Source organism: Saccharibacillus sacchari, assembly GCF_037722395.1.
Taxonomy (GTDB): Bacteria; Bacillota; Bacilli; order Paenibacillales; family Paenibacillaceae; genus Saccharibacillus; species Saccharibacillus sacchari_A.
In genome coordinates this window covers 17,433-38,812 of sequence record NZ_JBBKAR010000050.1, presented here as the reverse complement: position 1 = coordinate 38,812, position 21,380 = coordinate 17,433, and the positions used below count along the sequence as shown (strand labels likewise).

Sequence of the window (21,380 nt, the reverse complement as noted above, 5' to 3'; positions counted from 1 at the left end):
GTTTTATACAATAAACCCGTAAGGAGGGGAAGGTTATTAACCGTTATATTCCGAATCAGCACGGCGCATGGGCGATGTTGATGCTTCCGTTTTTGCTCGGAATGTCCGTCGCCGGAGCCACGCTCGTTCATCTTCCGTTGTTTCTGTGTTGGCTGTCGATGTATCTATTTAGTTTTCCTGTGCTTCAATGGATCAAAACGGGGAAGAAGGAGCGTTATCTAAAGCCTTCGCTGGTGTACGGTCTGATCCTGATTCCGCTTGCGATCATCGTGGTAATATCCGAACCCAAGCTGATCGGCTACGGCGTGCTGCTACTGATTACGTTCGCGATCCCCGCGTACTATGCCAAATCCAAAAACGAACGGGCGTTGCTCAATGATATCGTAGCGATCCTGCTGTTTTGCTCCTTCATTTACCCGGTGGTTTACGTTTCGGCGGGACATGAAGCGGATTGGACGAAGACGACGCTGTTGTTCGCGATGCTGGGTCTATACTTCATCGGTACCGCGCTGTACGTCAAGACGGTCATTCGCGAGAAAAAGAATCCTCGCTATTACCGTCTGTCGATCGCTTACCATGTACTTTTGATTCCTTTTGCAGCCTGGTTAAGTTTTCCGCTCGTCGTTCCGTTCGTCATTCTGCTGGCGCGCGCGATCGTGCTGCCCAAGCAGAAGCTTAAGGTGAAACAAACAGGAATCGCCGAACTTGTTTTTGCCGTGATGTTGTATGTTTCCGTATTGATTGTCTATCTATAAAGGAGTCTTGCCTCATGAATATGCCGGCCCGGCGCGATTATGCCGTTGATCCGTTTATCGTTATTTGGGAAGTGACCCGCGCCTGCGCGCTCAAATGTCTGCATTGTCGGGCGGAAGCGCAATATCGGGCCGATCCCAACCAACTCTCGCATGAAGAAGGCCGCGCGTTGATTGACCGAATCGCTCTAATGAATCATCCGTTATTGGTATTCACGGGCGGCGATTCGCTGATGCGTCCCGATTTGTTCGAGCTGGCCCGTTACGCGATCGAGGAAAAAGGACTATCGGTCTCCATGACTCCCAGCGCCACGCCGCGTGTGAACCGAAGTGCTGTCGAGAAAGCGAAAGAAGTCGGCTTATCGCGTTGGGCGTTTAGTCTTGACGGTTCTTGTGCCGAAATTCACGATCATTTTCGCGGCACCGTAGGGTCTTTCGATACAACGATGCGCGGAATTGGCTATTTGCAGGAACTGGGGATTCCGATTCAGGTCAACACGACGGTATCCCGTTACAATTTGCATGATTTAGAAGCCATTTCGGAAAAGGTCAAAGAAATGGGCGTTGTGCTTTGGAGTCTTTTTTTCCTGATTCCGACGGGTCGTGCCACGCAAAAAGACATGATCAGCGCCGAAGAGCACGAACAAGTGATGGAATGGTTGCATGAAGCGGGACGGCGCATGCCGTACGGCGTCAAAGCAACCGAAGCGCCGCATTATCGCCGGGTAGCCGTGCAGTTGTCCGCGAAGCGTGCGCAGTCGAACGCAAACGCGGAAGGATCTGCCGGAACTGCGCCTTCATCGAATGCAGCTCCAGCGGCAAAAAGCGGCTTCAAACGCGCTGACGTACTCGGACGCGCTCCCAAAGGAGTCAATGACGGCGACGGATTCTTGTTTATCGGCCATACCGGAGATGTCTATCCAAGCGGATTTCTACCTGTAAAATGCGGAAACGTTAGGGAAGAGGCACTGGAAGACATTTACCGAAACTCTCCGATTATGCAAAGTCTGCGTGACAAGAAACGATTAAAAGGGAAGTGCGGCGCATGTGAGTTCAAGTCATTATGCGGGGGTTCGCGTGCCCGGGCTTTTGCCGTAACGGGGGATTGGCTGGAGAGCGATCCGAGCTGCACCTATATTCCGGTAGCGTTAAAAGGGGGACAATAATCATGGCAGCAATGAATGACGCAACAGCGGCCTATTCAGCTCCACAGCGAATCATTGTGCTCGGAGGCGGGATCAGCGGACTGGCTTCGGCTTTTTACTTATCCAAACAAGCCAAGGAGCAAGGGCTTTCGCTTGAAATTATACTGGTCGAGGAGAGTGAACAACTGGGCGGAAGACTGCGTACGGAAAATCGGGAAGGCTGTCTGATCGAAAAAGGACCGGATTCATTCATCGCGCGTAAAACGGCTATTTTGGACTTGACTGCGGAACTCGGCCTTACAGGCGAACTCGTTCCAACCAATCCGGATGCGAAAACCAGCTACATTTTGCACAAGGGGAAGATGCATCCGATGCCGATGGGCTTCATACTGGGCATCCCCACCAAGCTGTCTCCGTTCATCCGAACCGGACTGATCTCGCCGATAGGCAAACTGCGTGCCGCGCTGGATCTCGTTTTGCCCAAGAAACAGGGAGCAGAGGATGAAGCGCTGGGCGATTTTATCGAGCGTCGTCTGGGAAAAGAAGTGCTGGAACGGATCACCGAGCCGCTGCTGGCGGGGATTTATGCCGGAGATACACGCTCGCTCAGTTTAAAAGCAACGTTTCCTCAGTTCAAAGCGATGGAAGAGCGGGAAGGCAGCCTGATCAAAGGGATGGCGCGCGGCGGACGTCCGAAAGCGGGCCGGGCTCCAAGCTCCGGTTCGGGCAGCGTTCCGGTGGGAAGCCGAGCGTCGTCGATGCCTGCTCAAACAGGACGCGCCCCGGCGCTTTCCGGCAAGCTGGCGGGAAGCATGTTTTTATCCTATCAAGGTGGGCTATCGGCATTGGTGGAACGTCTGGAACAGCAGCTGCGCGACTCTGGCGTTGATGTGATTACAGGGGCTTGTGCGGCTTCTCTCGTTAAAAAGGACTTGTACAGCTATGAAGTGACTTTGGGCAACGGTCAGTGCTTAACGGCTGACGGGGTAATCTGTGCCTTGCCTGCATTTGAAGCCGCAAGACTGTTGAACAAGGAAGTGCCGACCGCTCAGCGGTTAGAGGAGATCGACTATGTATCGGTGGCGAACATCGCGCTGGCTTATCGGACTTCGGATCTGAATATTTCGTTCGAGCGTTCCGGCTTCCTCGTTCCCAGAAAAGAAGGTCGATTAATTACAGCCTGCACCTGGTCCTCGACCAAGTGGCAGCATGTCGCTCCTGAGGGACAAACCTTGCTTCGTACGTATATCGGTCGCTCCGGCGCGCAGGAATGGACAAGTATGGAAGATGGTGAACTGATCGAAGCGGCCCAGCGCGATCTTCGCGAATTGACCGGGCTGGATACCGTACCGCAATGGGCCGAGGTCAGCCGCTGCTTGTCCGCGATGCCCCAGTATCCGGTAGGCCATGTCGAGATGATGAATGAAGTTCGTTCTGACTTGGAAAAATCGTTGCCGGGCGTGCTGCTTTGCGGTGCGGGTTATAACGGCGTTGGCATTCCCGACTGTGTGGCAGGAGGGCGAAATGCCGCAGAGAAGCTGCTTCAAGGACTTCCGGCACGTGTTCAAAACACTGAAAAGTGCGAGCCGGCTTCTTAAGACGGATATCGAAAAGGCTACTAGCAGCTTGTCTCGAATTAATGTAAGGTTTGGGTTCATCGGAAACACGCACGGTTCAAGCGGTTTTCGAGGGACGTAACCTAACATCATAAGCGGTCATGGTACTACCCTAATTCCCTTAAAAAAGAGATTAGGACATCGCCTTTTTTTCATGGACAACATTGACGAACACGATCGGACATTCTCTAATTCTCCCAAAATCCTTATTGAATAAAAGGGGATTTCCCGAATCGCTTTTTGGGAAGGTCTGGGCGTAGACTGAACAGGCAAGTTTGTGTATTGTAAATTTTGACGAAAAGAAAAGGGGAATACGAACCATGATCAAAAGAAAACTGAATGTCTTCCTACTGCCTATGCTTGCGCTGCTGTTGATTCTGGCAGCTTGCGGAGCTAAGCCTGCCGAGCCGACCGCAACTCAGGCTGCAAGCCAGCAAACCGAAAGCACGACCGAAGCCGCAACGCCAGCAACGGAATCGGTTACGCTGACAATCTCGGCTGCGGCCAGCTTGACGGATGCTTTGAACGATATCCAAAAAACATACGAAGCTGCCAACCCGAACGTGAAGCTGGAATTCAACTTTGGTGCTTCGGGCGCACTTCAACAGCAAATCGACCAGGGCGCACCCGCCGACTTGTTCCTATCCGCTTCGACCAAAAACATGCAGGCTCTGCTTGACGCAGGTCTGGTCGAAGAGAAGCAAGAGAAAAACTGGTTAACCAACACACTCGTTGTTGTCGTTCCGAAAGACGCGGAAGCCAAAGTAACGAAGATCGACGACCTGACCGGAGATCTCGTTAAGCATGTCGCGATCGGTATTCCGGACAGCGTTCCTGCCGGTAAATATGCGCAAGAAGCTCTCACAAATGCCGGACTTTGGGATTCCTTGCAAGACAAAATGGTTCAAGGTAAAGACGTGCGTCAAGTGCTTCAATATACAGAGACAGGCAATGCGGACGCAGGCTTCGTATACAAAACAGACGCACTGACTTCGGATCAAGTTCAAGTGGCCTTCGACGTTGAAACAAGCAGCTACTCGCCTATCAACTATCCAATCGGCATCGTAAAAGCAACGGAGCATCAAGAAGCTGCACAAGCTTTCTACGATTATCTGCAAACGTCCGAAGCGCTGGATGTTCTGACGGGCTACGGCTTCTCCGTCGCGCAATGATGACTTTGGCGGACATCGGCTGGAGCGAATACTGGTCGCCGATCCGCCTTTCGCTCCAAGTCGCGCTGCTGGCGAGCGTGATCGCCATCGTACTCGGAACCGCAGTCGCCTGGTGCATGTCCCGTCGCGAGACTTTTCGAGGCAAAACCGTGCTGGAGACGATTTTTATGCTCCCGCTCGTGCTGCCGCCGACCGTGGTTGGTTTTCTCCTGTTGATTCTGCTGGGACGTCGGGGATGGCTTGGCGGATTGATCGAAAAAGTCTTCCATTCCACAGTGATTTTCTCCTGGCAGGCCGCTGTCATCGCAGCCGTAGTCGTCGCGTTCCCGCTGGTTTATCGTACGACCGTAACCGGATTCGAAGCGGTCGACCGCGATCTCGAATACGCCGGCCGCTCTATCGGGGCCAATGAGTGGCAAGTCTTCCGGCATATTACGCTGCCACTCATCGCACCGTCTCTGAAAACCGCCTACGTCCTCGGCTTCGCCCGAAGCCTGGGCGAGTTCGGCGCCACACTCATGATCGCCGGCAATATCCCGGGCCGAACCCAGACCGTCCCCACCGCGATCTACGTCGCCGTAGACTCCGGCCATCTATCGCTAGCCTGGGCCTGGACCATCGCGATCGTCGCCGTTTCTTTCGTCCTGCTGCTTCTCACGGGACGAAGATCTTCCTGAAAAAACGTCCCGAAGCCCGTCTTAACGGCTTCGGGACGTTTTTATCTTCAATAAAAGCTTTGAGCGCATTCTTTGAATGTATCGACCGTATCTTTTTGCCCGATTCAGAAATAGTCTCCATCAAATAAATGCGAATATCCATTTATTTCGCTCTACACTCTCTTTTTTAGCTTATCAAGCTTCAAATAACTGGATAATCGCATCTATTTCTTCTCCTATGCTTATATGCTGAAAATAACTGTACATTTGCATTTATTTTTCTCCCCATCTCCAAAACCTCCCACGATCCCGCTATGTTGCACGTTTTACTTTTACTCCTTTTCCAAAAATGAGACTTTGCCAACATCATCGAATTGCTTTTAAGTCCTTCTCGGAGACGAGCAGAAGCGGAGGGAGAAATTCAGTTCAAGAAGCCTTTGAACTCGGAAAATTCCTTATTCAAATCCAATCCATTTTCCGAGTGAGACAGCCCTTGAACTAAATTTCTCCCGCAGCGCCCACCGCCGGCCTCCCCAAACAGGACTTCAAACCAATTCCCCCGATGTTAGATAAAAGGTCGAATTTTTCTCCCTTTTATCTAACGTTTCCCGCCTGAAGTCTAACGTTTTTTATCTATTCAAATGTAAGCGTTCTCTAATATCCTAAGTACAGCCACATCAAATCCACTACACGGGGGACGGGGTGAACATGAAAAAAGAAGAACGAAAGCACCGACGCCCGCGCTGGCGCAAGCAGGATACGGAACTCACTTTACTCGCACTGCCCACTACAATCTGGTACATACTTTTCTGCTTCCTGCCCATGTTCGGGGTCATCATCGCGTTCAAAGATTTTAAAATCTCCGGCGGCTTTCTAAGCAACGTCTTTAACAGCCCATGGTCGGGATGGAAAAACTTCGAGTTCCTGTTCAAGTCCAACGACGCATGGATCACGATCCGCAACACGCTGGGCTACAACATCATTTTCATCCTGCTCGGCATTCTGATTCCGGTCACGCTGGCTTTGATGATCGGACGCCTGCACAACAGCAGAGCGGGCAAAGTGTATCAAACGATGATGTTTTTGCCGTATTTCCTCTCTTGGGTCGTCGTTTCTGCCGTCATCTGGGCTTTCTTGAGCTTTGACAAAGGAATCGCGAACCAGATGCTGAACCAGATGGGTGCAGAATCGGTGAACTGGTATATGGAACCGCAGTATTGGCCGTATTTCCTGATCTTTATGAATGTCTGGAAAGGGATCGGCTACGGCATGGTGGTGTACTTGGCGACCATTACCGGTATCGACAGTACCTATTATGAAGCGGCGGTGATCGACGGAGCTTCCATCTGGCAGCAAACGCGCTATATCACGCTGCCGATGATGAAACTGGTCATCGTCATGATGTTCATTTTGGCGGTCGGGCGTATTTTCTACACGGACTTCGGGTTATTCTACCAGGTTCCGCGCGACTCCAACTCCTTGTTCAATGTCACCACGACCCTCGACGTATTGGTGTACAAGCAGCTGAAAACGGCAACCGTAGGTATGGCGTCCGCCGCTGCTTTTGTTCAATCGGTCATGGGCTGTATCACGATTCTGTTCGCCAACTGGATCGTTCGACGTATCGATTCGGAAAGCGCAATGATGTAAAGGAGGCGAGTCTATGGCAGCCAAAAGTGAAGCGACGAGCGGACTCGACCGGTACAACCGGATAGGAAAAGGCATGAATGTCTTGTTCCATCTCGTGTTTATCCTCCTTGCGCTCGTGTGCGTCGTGCCGATTCTGGTTATTGTATCGATTTCGTTTTCCAGCGAAGATTCGATCCGGGAAACGGGCTACCATATGTTTCCGACGGTGTTCTCCGTGGAGGCGTACGGGTTTATTATCCAGCAGGGAACGGTCATCTTGCGGGCTTTCGGCGTATCGGTATTGGTAACCGTAATCGGGACCGTGCTCGGCGTTCTGTTAACCGCTTCGATGGGATATGTGCTGGCACAACCCAATTACAAGCTGAAAAGCTTTCTGACCTGGGTCGTGTTCATTCCGATGGTGTTCAACGGCGGTCTGGTATCGAGTTACTTCATCAATGCGAATCTGCTTGGGCTGAAAGACACGATCTGGGCCTTGATATTACCGCTCGCGGTATCATCGTTCAACGTCATTATCTGCAAAACGTTTTTCCGCAGCACGATTCCCGACGGCATCGTCGAATCGGCGGAGATCGACGGGGCGAGTCAATTGCGTATTTTCTTCTCCATCATCATGCCAATCTCGCTGCCGGTGCTGGCCACGATCGGGTTGTTCCTGTGCTTCGGTTATTGGAACGATTGGTTCCAGTCCATGCTCTACATCAACAATCAGGATTTGTACTCGCTGCAAGCGCTCCTGAACAATCTGATGAGCAACGTGGACGCTTTGGCGAGAAACGCTTCCAGCATGGGAGTCAGCTACGCGACACTGGTCGCCAGCATGCCAAAAGAAACCGCGCGCATGGCCGTGGCGATTCTGATCGTCGTACCCGTGGCATTCGCTTACCCCTTCTTCCAGCGTTACTTTATCGCCGGATTGACAGTGGGTTCGATCAAAGGGTGATCCCGGACGCCGCATTCCCGTTGCGGTTACGGTCATCGAAGCATAGAGCAAGCCTACCAATATAGGAAAGAGGGGTAAGGTTTATGAAAAAAAGAGGCAAATTTTTCTCCATGTTCGGTACAGTCATCCTGTTAATGTCGATGCTGGCGGCATGCGGCGGAGGCGGTTCCGACACCGGTGGCACAACCGATTCTTCGGGGCAAACGGATAACGGTTCCGCAAATTCGGGCGAAGTTCCGACTTTGGTCTGGTGGACGATCGGGGGTCAGGTGCCGAGCAACTTCGACAAAGCCGTCGAGGCGATGAACGAGTACACGGCCGAAAAGATCGGCGTCAAAATCGATATCCGCGTCGCCAGTTGGGCCGATTGGGATACCAAGATCAATACGATCGTCAATACGGGCGAGCCTTTCGATATCATGTTCACCAACAGCGGCAAATACAATCAGCAAGTCTCGATGGGCGCTTTCGCCGATCTGACCGATCTGGTGCAAAGCGAATCGCCGGAGCTGTACAAGTTCATCCCGGAAACGGTCTGGGACGGAGCGAAGATCGGCGGCAAAATCTACTCGGTTCCTACCTATAAAGACTCCTCGCTGACCCAATACTGGATCTTCGACGATACGTATGTGCAAAAATACGGCATCGACCTGAACAGCATCAAAACGCTCAGCGATCTCGACAAGCCGTTCCGCGACATGAAAGCCGGCGAAGGCAAAAGCTATTATCCGCTGTCTTTGACGCAAGGCGACGGATTCCCGGGACTGTTCAACGGCTACGACGACCTGACGCTGGGACTTCAGCCGATCGGCGTCAAAGTCGACGATGAATCCCGCAAAGTCGTGTTCACGCTCAACCAACCGGATATCATGGAAAACCTGACGCTGCTGCACCAGTGGTACCAGGACGGTATCGTCAACCCGGATGCGCCGACGCGCGGCGAAGCCGAAAAAGCACGTCCGTTCTTCAGCGCCCAAGCTTTCCCTGGCGCGGAAGCCAACTACCAGATCAACGAAGGCGTCGAAAAGTACGATATGGTCCAAGTATTCGGCCCTCTGTACACAACCAGCACGATCCAGGGCTCTTTGAACGCCATTTCCGCAAATTCCAAATACAAAAACGAAGCCTTGAAGTATCTGGAACTGGTCAACACCGATCCGAAACTGCGTAACATGCTCGCTTTCGGCGAACTCGGCGTCGATTACAACAGCGTAGACGGCGAAAAAGTCATCGAACGCGTCAGCGACACCTGGCCGCTCGCGGCTTATACGCAAGGCACGTTCTTCAATCTGGCGGTCACCAAAGGCGCTCCGGAAGACCAATGGGAACAGGTCCGTAAGCTGAACGAAGAAGCTACGCCTTCGTCCACGCTTGGCTTCGCGCTGGACATCAGCAACCTGACCACCGAAGTCGCCAACACCAAAGCCGTTTGGGACAAATACAAAGCCGAACTGATCACCGGCGCCTCCGACCCGGCCGTCATCGTGCCGAAAGTCGAAGCCGAAATGAAAGCCGCCGGCATGGACACCATCGTCCAAGCCGCCCAAGAGCAAATCGAAGCTTATTTTAAATAAAAATAAGTGAAGCATAATGAAAAATCTTTGATGTGGCGAAGCGAAGGCGAAGGGAGAAATTCAGTTCAAGAAGCCTTTGAACTCGGAAAATTCCTTATTTAAATCCAATCCATTTTCCGAGTGAGACAGCGACTTGAACTGAATTTTTCCCGCAGCCCCCAGCTTCCCCAAGAACGGGATTTTCCCATCAGCGGAACCCAAACGGAATCCAATCTCCGTTCGGGTTTTTCTGCTGTACATACCTTCCGCATCAGGTGCTACAATAACAAATATGGCAAAGGAGGCGCCGGCCTTGTCCTTTTTGCAGATCAAAATCTATCGAAGCAAATTTATGGCGTACGCGATATTCGTCGTGTCGATCGGAATGGCGATAGGCTTGCTGACCTGCGCCATTTTATTCGTGCAATGGATCGACAATGCCCGGAATCAAGCCGCAAGCACCTTTGCCGGAGTCGAGAATACGCTGCAACATAACGCCGATCGGATCGAAGCCTATATGCAGCGCATCTACTTGAACAGCGGCTTGATGGCGGACGTGCGATATTTTTTGGGCAGCAGCGCCGAACAATATTTCTCCGCCAGGCTGCAAGCCAGCCGTTACGACCAGCCGATGATTTCGTTTCCCGAAGATGTCGAGTCTTTTTTATACGGAGGGGGACAAGGGGATATCATTCAGGTCAGCCTGCATGCCGAAGGGAAAGGCAACGTGCTCCGCTTCGACAAAAACGGCAATACCCGCTTCAAATTCCAGGTGCCCGAAGACGATGAGATGTTTCGGGATTCGATCGATCGCGGTTTTATTTATCGCGAGAACTTGTCCGATCCCAACGAAATCTCGCACAGGCTGGGAGAGCTTCGTTTCGTCGTCGGCAGCGATCGCGTATTCGGAAGCTCATTGAACGAAGGACTCAATCGCGCGGCGCTGGTCGGCCTGGACGGCGAAGTGTATCCCGACTTTTCAACCGAGGAAACAAGCAACGATCTGATCGCGCGCGTATTGGCGGACGGCCGGGCGCAAGGCTATTTGTCTACGGGAGGGCTGAACGGTGTTTTTTTCACGACTTTTACCTCGGCCAAATTCGATTATAGCTTCGTCGGTTGGGTTGATATAGGGACGATGATTCGCGAACGCTGGGGCACGCTTTTATCCGTTTTCCTGATTGTGTTGTTGGCGATGATCAGCGTGTTGACGCTTATCGTGTACAATCTGAGAGACGATGCGCGTTTTCTTCATCATATTATCCAATCGATCGGTCGGGTCAAAACGGCGGATTTCACCCCCGAGACTCCGGCCCGATACCGGCGCAACGAGTACGGTATGATCGCGAGGGAACTCGAAGATATGGTCAAGCAGTTGGACAAACATATCCGTACGGAATATTTATTGAAGCTCAAGCAGCAGGAAACAGAAATGAAAGCGCTACAAAACCAAATCAATCCACACTTCCTTTACAATACGCTGGAAGCTATTCGTTCGAAAGCGCTGGTCAATCAAGATATGGAAACTTCGGACGCGATCGCCACCCTCGGTGCGTTGTACCGGGATATGGTGAAGCACGAAAACATTATCACGATCGGCAAAGAGCTTTCCCTGCTGCAAGAGTATCTGAAAATCATGGAATTCAAATATCCGGATCGCTTCTATTATCAGTTCAATGTGGATGAGACGCTGTCGGTGCTGCCTACGGTGAAGTTCTGGATGCAGCCGCTGGCCGAGAACTTTTTCGTGCATGGATTCAATTCGAGCAATGCGTTCAACCTGCTCATGGTCAACGGTTGGGAGTCGGAGACGCATTTTCATCTGGAGATCGTGGATAACGGAAAATGGATTTCGGACGAACGTCTGGCGCATATCCGCAGCACGTTATCCCGCAAAGACGATGCTCCCGTGACCAGTATCGGTCTGCACAACGTGAGCACGCGGCTGCATTTTTTCTACGGGGAAGGATTTGCGCTGCATGTCGAGAATAATGAAGAAGCAGGCGTAAAAGTATCCGTGAACATTCCGAAAGGAGCTGCGATCCATGTACAAACTTCTGATTGTGGATGACGAACCGCAAATTTTGGAAGGCATGAAGCGAACGCTGGACTGGGAAAAGTACGGATTCGGCTGCATCGAGACCAGTGAGACCGCGGAAGACGCGATCTCGAAAGCCGTCGCCATTTACCCGGATATCGCGATCTTCGACATCTGCATCGGCAAAGACCGTGGGTATGAGGCGATCAGTACGCTCAACGGACTCGGATTACCGACCAAATACATCATTATGAGCGGATACAACGAGTTCGAATACGCCAGGGAAGCGATCCGCTGCGGGGTGAAGGACTATTTGCTCAAGCCGGTGAATCGTTCCAAGCTGCAAGAGGTTGTGGAAAAAATCATCGTCGAGGATCTGCACGGAACGTTGGAAGGAACGAGCGACGTCAATCTCGACCCGGTACTGGGCGTGCGTTACGATAGCCTCTCCAAGCTGACGAACCATATTTTATTGACGGTAAAAGCCGAACATGCGCAAAATATCACGCTCAAAATGGTCGCCCAGCAGTTTCGGATGAACGGGACGTACCTGGGACAGATTTTTCTCAAAGAAACCAAAATGAAATTTTCGGAATACGTGATGGCTTACCGGATGCTCAAAGCGCGCGAACGGATCTTGTCGACGGACGATAAAATTGCGAGTATTGCGCATTCGGTGGGGTATTCGAATTTGGGGTATTTTTATACGCATTTTCATGCTTATTTCGATAAGTCGCCTTCGGAGATGAGGAGGTGAAAAAGTCTGCAAAAGAAGTTTTCTTTTGTGAATGTTCAAGGTTGTCTAGAAAGTTACGTGGGCGCGGGAAGCGAGAAAACTGCGAGAGAAATTCGTTTCGGTCGCGTGTTGAAATCGAGAAAATGGGATTAAACTTTTATAGGTTTTTTCTCAATTTCAAAGGCGAACGCTATCGCTCCTGCACTGAATTTCTCTCTCCGTTTTCTCGCTTCCAGCTACGTGGGTATTTCTAGACACGGTGAACGTTCGCAAAAGCAACAACTTTTGCAAACGTTTTTTTGTGGGGGATTTAAGTAGATAAAAGCCATCGACTTTTAGTGGACGATGGCTGGTATTCATATAGTACCTTACAGTATTTTTAAAAGACCTTTAGGGCGTTTGAGACGTTTTTCAATCCGTAAAGTAATAGCCTGCTTCGAGGTCGGACAGAAGGTCCGGGTGTTGGGGATGCCAATTTAGAAGTTGTTGCGTTTGGGTGCTGGATGCTTGGCAATTGGCGGATGCGGCGAAGTTCAGCCAGCCGAAGTGCGAAGCGGCTTGGTCGGCCGGGATCGAGCGGACGGGCACATTCAGGTGATGGCCGATTGCTTCGGCAATCGAGAGGAAAGGCACGCCTTCTTCGGCGACGCCGTGAAGGCGCGAACCGGCCGGGGCGGATTCGACGGCCAAACGGAAAAGGCGCGCTGAGTCCAAACGGTGAACGGCCGGCCAGTGATTGGAGCCGTCGCCTGCGTAAGCGGAAAAGCCTTTTTCGCGGGCAATCTGCACCAAAACGCGAACGAATCCGTAATCATGCTCGCCGTGAACGGTCGGAGAAAGCCGGACGACCGAAGCGCGGATGCCTTTTTCCGCCAAACGATCGACCGCGACCTCGGCATAGCGACCGGTTCCGACGGCCAGATCGTTTTCCGTATTTACGACGTCCTGCCGCATCATCAGCATCCCCGACGTCAGCACGAACGGTTTGTCCGTACCCGCCAGCGCTTCGCCGATGACTTCGGTCGCTTGGCGATCGGCTGCTTCAGACGCTGCTCGATCCGAGAAATCGTGAATATACGCCAGATGGATCACACCGTCCGCTTGCTCCGCGCCGCGGCGCAAACTTTCCAAATCTTGTAGCGAACCTCGCAATACCTCTGCACCTGCCGCTTTCAAAGCTTCTTCGCCTTTGCTCGAACGTGCCAATCCTACAACCTCATGTCCGGCTTCCAACAACTCCCGCACGACCGCCGTCCCGATGAATCCCGTTGCTCCCGTGACAAATACTTTCATGAATGACGCCTCCAACCCGAGTGATTTTGATTGCTACAGGCTTAGCCTAAACTATAAAGTGCACTCTATAGCAAGCTCTAATTTTTCATGCTATGATGCAAACATGAAAACTACATTCTCAAGCAAAGAAGCCGCAGAAGAGACGGGGCTCAGTGTACATACGCTGCGCTATTACGAGCAAGAAGGACTGATCGACGGCATCCAGCGCGACTCCAACGGTTACCGCATCTACTCCGCATCCGATATCGCCTGGTTTCAGGTCATCACTTATTTTCGTAAACTGGGTTTAAGCGTCCAAGACATCAAACTGTTCAATATCCCCAAAAACGGCCAAACCTCCAGCGCTACCGCAAGACGAGAATTCATGGAAACCTACCGCGAAAAAGTCGTCGAACAAATGAAAGAACTCCAGGATTCCCTCGACAAAATCGATTACAAGATCGAGTTTTTCAGAAATATGGAACGTTCGGAGTCGGCTGCGAAATTGAAACGGGATTAAGACCGTTGAAATTACGCAGGCGTTGGAAGCAAGCAGACTCCAAGAAAAATTGCCAGCGTATGCTTCCGAAGTGCCTTTCTTCGCAAGGCTTTGTTTAAGTCGGATATTTAAATCGACAAATCGAATCCGACTTTCGATTTTTGTAAATAAATTCTCTCCAAACGCCTAAATCAGGGCGTGTATGCAAATTCCCTGAAGTGTGCACCTTTGCATGCATTCAGAATTCGCGCGCACGCCCTATTTTGCATGAGTAAAAGAAAGCCTCGAACCCAAAAGGCAATTATGCATCAGACGATTTCCTGATATTCAGCATTAAATTCATAACCCAGCGAGCCAAGCGGAGGAGAAATTCAGTGTAGAAGCGCTAGCGATCGCCTTTGCCACGGGGAAGCTTCCTTGTATAAATCAAATTCAGCTTCCCCGTGGCAACACGCGACCGAAACGAATTTCTCCCGCAGCGCCATTCAGCACGGCCTCAACTAAAATCTCCTTTTTCAATGCGTTTAGGGTTTTCCCCCCGAGCAATAGGACATTCCCTAATGGGAAGCCCGCTCCCGGTTCTCTCATAATGAAGAGTAACCGAAAAGGAGTGTGGATCATCCGATGAAGAATCCGACGAAAAGAAAATTCGGACTCAACTTTTTCAAACCGGTCGAAAGCTATTCCGATAGTTGGTCGATCCTCGAAGAAAAAAATAGAGAATGGGAAAACGTCTACCGCCAACGGTGGTCCCACGATAAAGTCGTGCGTACGACACACGGCGTCAACTGTACCGGATCGTGCAGTTGGAAAGTATTCGTGAAAAACGGCATCATCACTTGGGAAAATCAACAAATTGACTATCCGTCCTGCGGAGCCGATATGCCGGAGTTTGAACCGCGCGGTTGCCCTCGGGGCGCGACGTTCTCCTGGTATGAATACAGTCCGCTGCGCGTGAAATACCCTTATATGCGCGGCAAGCTTTTCCGCATGTGGGAAGCCGCTTTGCGCGAGCATCAGGACCCGATCAAAGCCTGGGCCAGCATCGTGGAAAACCCGGCGAAGTCAGCGGAATACAAAAAAGCCCGCGGCAAAGGCGGCCATATCCGCGTGAATTGGGACGATGCGCTGCAACTGATCTCGGCGCAGCTCATCTATACGATTCGCAAATACGGGCCGGACCGTATCGCCGGCTTCACGCCGATCCCGGCCATGTCGATGGTCAGCTACGCGTCGGGCGCGCGCTTTATCTCGCTGCTCGGCGGCGAGATGCTCAGCTTCTACGATTGGTACGCCGACCTTCCGCCGGCATCGCCGCAAATCTGGGGCGAGCAGACGGACGTGCCGGAATCGTCGGACTGGTACAACTCCAGCTATCTGATGATGTGGGGCTCGAACGTGCCGCTGACGCGGACGCCGGACGCCCACTTCATGACGGAAGTCCGGTACAAAGGCACGAAAGTCGTATCCGTCGCGCCGGATTTGGCCGAAAACGTCAAGTTCGCCGACAACTGGCTGGCTCCGCATCCGGGCACCGACGCCGCGCTGGCTCAAGCCATGACGCACGTTATCTTGGACGAGTTTTACCAAAAGCGCCAGGAGCCGATGTTTATCGACTACGCGAAGCAGTATACGGATATGCCGTTCCTGATTTTGCTCGACCCGCACGAAGACGTCTGGAAAGGCGGGCGTTTCCTGCGTTCGAGCGATCTGGGCGCGGCGGACGACGGCGAACACGCGGATTGGAAACCGGTCATTTACGACGAAGCGTCTGACGAAATGCTCGTTCCGAACGGGACGCTGGGCCAACGTTGGGAGCAGGGCAAGAAGTGGAACCTAATCCTTGAACGCGAAGACGGAACCCAAGTCGAGCCTGCGATGTCTGTGGAAAACCACGGCGGCGAATGGGTCGAAATCGCGTTCCCATTCTTCGACAATGCAGGCAACGGCACGTTCAAGCGCGTCATTCCGGCTAAAAAAATCACGCTTGCCGACGGTACGGAGCGTTACGCTGCGACTGTCTACGACTTGATGATGAGCCAATACGGCGTCGCGCGGATCGACAGCCCTTATAACGCTTCGGGTTACGACGATGCGGAATCGTTCTACACCCCGGCTTGGCAGGAAAAAGTGACCAGCGTCAAAGCTTCCGTCGTCACGCAGATCGCGCGCGAATTCGCGCAGAATTCGCTCGACAGCGGCGGCCGCTCCATGATTATCATGGGCGCGGGCATCAACCACTGGTTCAACAGCGACACCATCTACCGTTCGATCCTGAACCTCGTCGTGCTGACCGCTTCGCAAGGCGTCAACGGCGGCGGCTGGGCGCATTACGTTGGTCAGGAAAAATGCCGTCCGATCGAAGGCTGGTCGACGCTGGCGTTCGCCAAAGACTGGCAGGGACCGGCACGTTTGCAAAACGCGACGTCGTTCTTCTACTTCGCCACCGATCAATGGCGTTACGAAGAAAGCAGCACCGAATCGCTCAAATCGCCCACCGGCGGAGACGTCACTTACAGCCATCCGGCCGATTACAATGTGCTCGCGGCCCGTCTGGGCTGGCTGCCGTCATACCCGCAGTTCAATAAAAACAGCCTGATATTCGCCGAAGAAGCGGCTCGCGAAGGCAAAAAGACGAACGAAGAAATCGTCAAGCATGCCGTGGACGAAGTCCGCAGCGGCAAAACGAAGTTCGCCGTCGAAGATCCGGGCGCGCCGGAAAACTTCCCGCGTTCGCTGTTTATCTGGCGTTCCAACCTGATCTCCAGTTCCGCGAAAGGGCAGGAGTACTTCATGAAGCATCTGCTCGGCGCATCCGATGCGCTGCTGGCGAAGCCGAACGAAGAAGACAAACCGGAAGAAATCGTTTGGCGCGAAGACGTGGAAGGCAAGCTTGACCTGATGGTCGCATTGGACTTCCGCATGACAACGACGCCGTTGTTCGCGGATATCGTGCTTCCGGCTGCAACTTGGTATGAAAAAACGGATCTGAGTTCGACCGACATGCACCCGTTCGTGCATCCGTTTAACCCGGCGGTCAATCCGCTATGGGAATCGCGTTCGGACTGGGATATTTATCGCCGTCTGTCGGAAGTGTTTTCTGAGATGGCGAAAACGCATCTGCCGGGCGTCTATAAGGATTTGGTTACCGCGCCGCTCGGCCATGACTCCATCGGCGAAATTTCGCAACCGATGGGCTTGATCAAAGACTGGTCCAAAGGCGAGATCGAAGCCGTACCAGGTAAAACGATGCCGAACTTCAGTATCGTGGAACGCGACTACACCCAGATTCACAATAAATATATTACGCTCGGACCGAACCTCGCGGTCGGCAAGACCGGCGCGCACGGCGTCAGCTTCTCGGTTGCCGAAGAGTACGAAGAGCTGAAACAGTTGAACGGCGTGCATTACGACGAAACGATCAAGGACGGACTGCCCAAGCTGGACTCGGCCCGTCATGCAGCGGACGCGATTCTGCATCTGTCGTCCGCAACCAACGGACGCGTCTCGCAAAAAGCATACGAATCGGCCGAGCTTGACCACGGCGTCGAGCTGAAAGATATCTCTGCTGACCGCGCCGCCGAACGGATCACGTTCCAAAGCATCACGGCACAGCCGCGCGAAGTCATTCCGACTCCGGTATTCAGCGGCTCGAACAAGAAAGGACGCCGCTACTCGCCGTTCACGACGAATATCGAACGTCTGGTTCCGTTCCGCACGTTGACCGGACGCCAGCATTTCTATCTGGATCACGAAGTGTTCCTGCAATACGGCGAGGCGCTTCCGGTCTACAAACCGACGCTGCCGCCGATGGTGTTCGGTCCCCGCGACCGCGAAGTGAAAGGCGGCGTGGATACGCTGGTCTTGCGTTACCTGACGCCGCACGGCAAATGGAATATTCACTCCACGTATCAGGATAACCAGCATATGCTGACGTTGTTCCGCGGCGGTCCGACGGTCTGGATCAACAACGAAGACGCGGACGCGCACGGAATCAACGACAACGATTGGCTGGAAGTGTACAACCGGAACGGCGTCGTAACGGCGCGTGCCGTCGTCAGCCACCGGATGCCGCGCGGCACCATGTTTATGTACCACGCGCAGGACAAGCATATTCAAGTACCGGGTTCGGAAATTACCGATACGCGGGGCGGCAGCCACAACGCGCCGACACGTATTCACTTGAAACCGACTCAGATGGTCGGTGGCTACGCACAGCTCAGCTACGGCTTCAACTACTACGGTCCGATCGGCAACCAACGCGACGTATACGTTGCCGTCCGCAAGATGAAGGAGGTCAATTGGCTTGAAAATTAAAGCGCAAATCGCAATGGTCATGAACCTCGACAAGTGTATCGGCTGTCATACATGCAGCGTGACCTGCAAAACCACCTGGACGAACCGCAAAGGCGCGGAATACATGTGGTTTAACAACGTCGAGACCAAACCGGGCATCGGGTATCCGAAGCGCTGGGAAGACCAGGAACTGTACAAAGGCGGCTGGCAGCTTCGCAAAGGCAAACTGGAACTGAAATCCGGCACCAAGCTGTCCAAGATCGCGCTCGGCAAAATCTTTTACAACCCGGATATGCCGGAAATGAAAGATTATTACGAGCCGTGGACGTACAACTACGAAGATCTGACCAACGCCAAAGACCAGCAGCATTCTCCGGTTGCCCGCGCGCATTCGGTCATTACTGGCGAAAAAATGGATCTGGAATGGGGCCCGAACTGGGAAGACGATCTGGCAGGCGCGCACATTACCGGACCGCTCGATCCGAACATCCAGAAGATCGAAGAAGAAATTAAGTTCAATTTCGAAAAATCGTTCATGGTGTATCTGCCCCGTCTGTGCGAACACTGCCTGAATCCGAGCTGCGTCGCTTCGTGCCCGTCGGGTGCGATGTACAAGCGGGAAGAAGACGGGATCGTGTTGGTTGACCAGGAAGCTTGCCGCGGCTGGCGTTACTGCATGACCGGCTGTCCGTACAAAAAAGTCTATTTCAACTGGCAAACCAACAAAGCCGAGAAATGCACGTTCTGTTTCCCTCGGATCGAAGCGGGTCTACCGACCGTTTGCTCGGAAACGTGCACCGGACGTATCCGTTACCTCGGCGTGCTGCTCTACGATGCGGACCGCGTACACGAAGCGGCTTCGACACCGGACGAAAAAGACTTGTATATGGCACAATGCGATCTGTTCCTGAATCCGGGCGACCCGGCAATCATTGCCCAGGCGCGCAAAGACGGCATCTCCGAAGACTGGATCGAAGCGGCCCAGAACTCTCCGGTTTACAAACTCGCGATCGAGCACAAGCTGGCGTTCCCGCTGCACCCGGAATACCGCACGTTGCCGATGGTATGGTACGTGCCGCCGCTCAGCCCGATCATGAACTACTTCGAAGGCAAAGACTCGATCGAAAACCCGGACATGATCTTCCCGGCGATCGACGAGATGCGGACGCCGATCCAATATCTGGCGAATATGCTGACGGCGGGCGACACCGTGACGGTCAAAGAATCGTTGCAACGGATGGCGATGATGCGTTCCTACATGCGGGCCAAAACGACAGGCAAAGAATTCGACGATAGCCGTCTGGAACGCGTCGGCCTGACCGCCCGCCAAACGGAAAACATGTACCGCCTGCTCGCGATCGCCAAATACGAAGACCGCTTCGTCGTTCCGACCTCGCACCGCGAAGGCTACGTGAACCCGTACCGGGCGCAAGGCGCGGCGGGCTTCGGCGATATGCTGGGCGCAATGGGAGCAAGCACGGGCTGCGACGGTTGCGGGCCTGCACAGATGATGGGTGCTGAAATGCCGGCCAAGACAGGCAAGGAAGCCTATGAAGAGAACTTCTATGGAGGGATCTGGCGTGATTGATATTGCGAAATTGTACGACTACAAAAATTCCTTCGGATTTTTCGCAAGTCAGCTTATGTATCCGGAGAAGCGGGATTTTCATCCTGCTTTTCTGGAAGAGTCTTTCACAGCGGATCATCCGGCCTATGCAGATGCGCATACGTATTGGAATTTGATGCACGAACTGAGTCTGGATGGAATTCAAGAGCAGTATACCGAGACGTTCGATTTTCAAAAAGACTGTGCGCTGTATATGACCTACTTTAAGTTCGAAGATGCCAAGGAACGCGGACAGATGTTGCTACGGATGAAGATCCTGTATGAAATGTTCGGGTTGGAAATGCCGGAAGGCGAGCTGCCGGACTATCTGCCGCTGATGTGCGAATTCCTTTATGCCGCCGAATGGATGAAGGAACGCAAAGCGCCCGAGAACTTCCGGCTGCTTTTCGCCATTTTCGAAGACGGCACGTACCACTTGGTGCAAGCTCTTGAGAAGCTGGATAGTCCGTACCGCTATCTGGTTCAGGGGCTGCGCCGCACATTGAGAGCTTGCGTAGAACAGGAGACCGTAAATCCATGAATATGTTCGATCAATTCCTTTGGGTCATTTTCCCGTATGCCTGCATCATGATTTTCGTTGTGGGCCATATTTTCCGTTATCGGCACGACCAATTTAACTGGACCGCGAAATCCAGCGAATTTATCGAGAAAAAACAACTGATGTTCGGTAGCCTGCTGTTCCACTTGGGCATCATCCCGGTGGCGTTCGGCCATATCTCCGGACTGCTGATCCCGAAAACGTGGATGAGCGCGATGGGCGTCAGCGAGCACGTCTACCATATCGGAGCGGTCTATATCGGCGGCATTTTCGGAGCCATGACGTTGATCGGGATGCTGCTGCTGACCGCGCGCCGCTTCACCATCCGCAACGTGCGCCGTCTCAGCTCAGCGTCCGACCTGATCGTCAACGTGCTGCTGCTGTTTATCGTGTTCATGGGCATGTACGCGACGCTGTTCACGAACGCCGTTCAGCCGGAATTCGATTATCGCGAGTCGATCTCGATCTGGTTCCGCGGATTGTTCATGCTGCGCCCGGACGCTTCGCTGATGCACAACGTGCCGGTATCGTTCAAGATCCACGCGCTGACAGGGTTCGCCATTTTCGCGTTCTGGCCATTCACCCGTCTTGTCCATGTGTGGAGCGTGCCGTTGAATTATGTGGGCAGAAGTTATATCCTTTACAGAAGACACAAATCCAACTAATACCTTGCCAACTCTTGATCAGAGGATTACGTTTGTCTGACACGCACACGCTTGAGGTGCGTTTTGGACGGGCGTAACCTTACTTTTGGCGTTGGCAAGGTATTAATGCCTTGACCGATCCGCAGTCATTGAATGAAATTCGCAGACAACCAGCGGAATGAACCATGCGGTCAAGAATCGGAGGGAGCGGGCCAGGCCCGCTTTTCTACTTTCGCTGGGAGA

16 protein-coding genes are annotated in these 21,380 nt (G+C 52.8%); 15 read left to right on the top strand and 1 reads right to left on the bottom strand.

Annotation, left to right across the window (positions count from 1 at the left end; translation table 11 throughout):
- The first annotated feature begins 35 nt into the window (after window positions 1-35).
- From WKI47_RS19880 to WKI47_RS19835, 10 genes are all read left to right on the top strand, one after another.
- Complete coding sequence (locus WKI47_RS19880) at window positions 36-755, top strand: YwiC-like family protein (RefSeq protein ID WP_340228962.1); 720 nt, start codon at window positions 36-38, stop codon at window positions 753-755.
- A 14-nt stretch (window positions 756-769) separates the two neighbouring features.
- The gene (locus WKI47_RS19875; RefSeq protein WP_340228921.1) at window positions 770-1,918 is read left to right on the top strand and encodes a TIGR04053 family radical SAM/SPASM domain-containing protein; all 1,149 of its coding nucleotides are present in this window, start codon (window positions 770-772) and stop codon (window positions 1,916-1,918) included.
- A gap of 2 nt (window positions 1,919-1,920) precedes the next feature.
- Window positions 1,921-3,495 carry a protoporphyrinogen oxidase gene (hemG, locus tag WKI47_RS19870; protein ID WP_340228920.1) on the top strand — a complete coding sequence of 525 codons (1,575 nt, stop codon included), beginning with the start codon at window positions 1,921-1,923 and terminating at the stop codon, window positions 3,493-3,495.
- A 338-nt stretch (window positions 3,496-3,833) separates the two neighbouring features.
- Window positions 3,834-4,685: a molybdate ABC transporter substrate-binding protein gene (modA, locus tag WKI47_RS19865; RefSeq protein ID WP_340228919.1), complete on the top strand. Its 852-nt coding sequence runs from the start codon at window positions 3,834-3,836 to the stop codon at window positions 4,683-4,685.
- Window positions 4,685-5,362 carry a molybdate ABC transporter permease subunit gene (gene modB / locus WKI47_RS19860; RefSeq protein WP_340228961.1) on the top strand — a complete coding sequence of 226 codons (678 nt, stop codon included), beginning with the start codon at window positions 4,685-4,687 and terminating at the stop codon, window positions 5,360-5,362. The genes modA and modB overlap by 1 nt, the downstream gene beginning before the upstream one ends.
- A gap of 687 nt (window positions 5,363-6,049) precedes the next feature.
- Complete coding sequence (locus tag WKI47_RS19855) at window positions 6,050-6,991, top strand: ABC transporter permease (protein ID WP_340228918.1); 942 nt, start codon at window positions 6,050-6,052, stop codon at window positions 6,989-6,991.
- A gap of 13 nt (window positions 6,992-7,004) precedes the next feature.
- Window positions 7,005-7,934 carry a carbohydrate ABC transporter permease gene (locus WKI47_RS19850; RefSeq protein ID WP_340228917.1) on the top strand — a complete coding sequence of 310 codons (930 nt, stop codon included), beginning with the start codon at window positions 7,005-7,007 and terminating at the stop codon, window positions 7,932-7,934.
- A gap of 83 nt (window positions 7,935-8,017) precedes the next feature.
- A complete protein-coding gene (locus WKI47_RS19845) occupies window positions 8,018-9,508 on the top strand; it encodes an ABC transporter substrate-binding protein (RefSeq protein ID WP_340228916.1) in 1,491 nt (496 codons plus the stop codon).
- A gap of 292 nt (window positions 9,509-9,800) precedes the next feature.
- Window positions 9,801-11,558: a sensor histidine kinase gene (locus tag WKI47_RS19840; RefSeq protein ID WP_340228915.1), complete on the top strand. Its 1,758-nt coding sequence runs from the start codon at window positions 9,801-9,803 to the stop codon at window positions 11,556-11,558.
- The gene (locus tag WKI47_RS19835; RefSeq protein WP_340228914.1) at window positions 11,533-12,282 is read left to right on the top strand and encodes a response regulator transcription factor; all 750 of its coding nucleotides are present in this window, start codon (window positions 11,533-11,535) and stop codon (window positions 12,280-12,282) included. Before WKI47_RS19840 ends, WKI47_RS19835 begins: the two co-directional genes overlap by 26 nt.
- A gap of 390 nt (window positions 12,283-12,672) precedes the next feature.
- On the opposite strand, the gene WKI47_RS19830 is transcribed toward WKI47_RS19835, so the two are convergent.
- Entirely contained in the window at window positions 12,673-13,554 is an 882-nt protein-coding gene (locus WKI47_RS19830) for an SDR family oxidoreductase (RefSeq protein WP_340228913.1), read from the bottom strand.
- A gap of 103 nt (window positions 13,555-13,657) precedes the next feature.
- Here WKI47_RS19830 and WKI47_RS19825 point away from each other — a divergent pair, with 103 nt between their 5' ends.
- From WKI47_RS19825 to narI, 5 genes are all read left to right on the top strand, one after another.
- Window positions 13,658-14,053 (top strand): MerR family transcriptional regulator, encoded by a 396-nt coding sequence (locus WKI47_RS19825; RefSeq protein ID WP_340228912.1) that lies wholly within the window; start codon window positions 13,658-13,660, stop codon window positions 14,051-14,053.
- 603 nt (window positions 14,054-14,656) lie between these two features.
- Window positions 14,657-18,349, top strand: coding sequence for a nitrate reductase subunit alpha (locus tag WKI47_RS19820; protein WP_340228911.1), 3,693 nt, complete (start codon window positions 14,657-14,659; stop codon window positions 18,347-18,349).
- Window positions 18,339-19,916 (top strand): nitrate reductase subunit beta, encoded by a 1,578-nt coding sequence (narH, locus tag WKI47_RS19815; RefSeq protein WP_340228910.1) that lies wholly within the window; start codon window positions 18,339-18,341, stop codon window positions 19,914-19,916. The genes WKI47_RS19820 and narH overlap by 11 nt, the downstream gene beginning before the upstream one ends.
- Complete coding sequence (gene narJ / locus WKI47_RS19810) at window positions 19,909-20,475, top strand: nitrate reductase molybdenum cofactor assembly chaperone (RefSeq protein ID WP_340228909.1); 567 nt, start codon at window positions 19,909-19,911, stop codon at window positions 20,473-20,475. The genes narH and narJ overlap by 8 nt, the downstream gene beginning before the upstream one ends.
- Window positions 20,472-21,158 carry a respiratory nitrate reductase subunit gamma gene (narI, locus tag WKI47_RS19805; protein WP_340228908.1) on the top strand — a complete coding sequence of 229 codons (687 nt, stop codon included), beginning with the start codon at window positions 20,472-20,474 and terminating at the stop codon, window positions 21,156-21,158. The genes narJ and narI overlap by 4 nt, the downstream gene beginning before the upstream one ends.
- The last annotated feature ends 222 nt before the right edge of the window (window positions 21,159-21,380 follow it).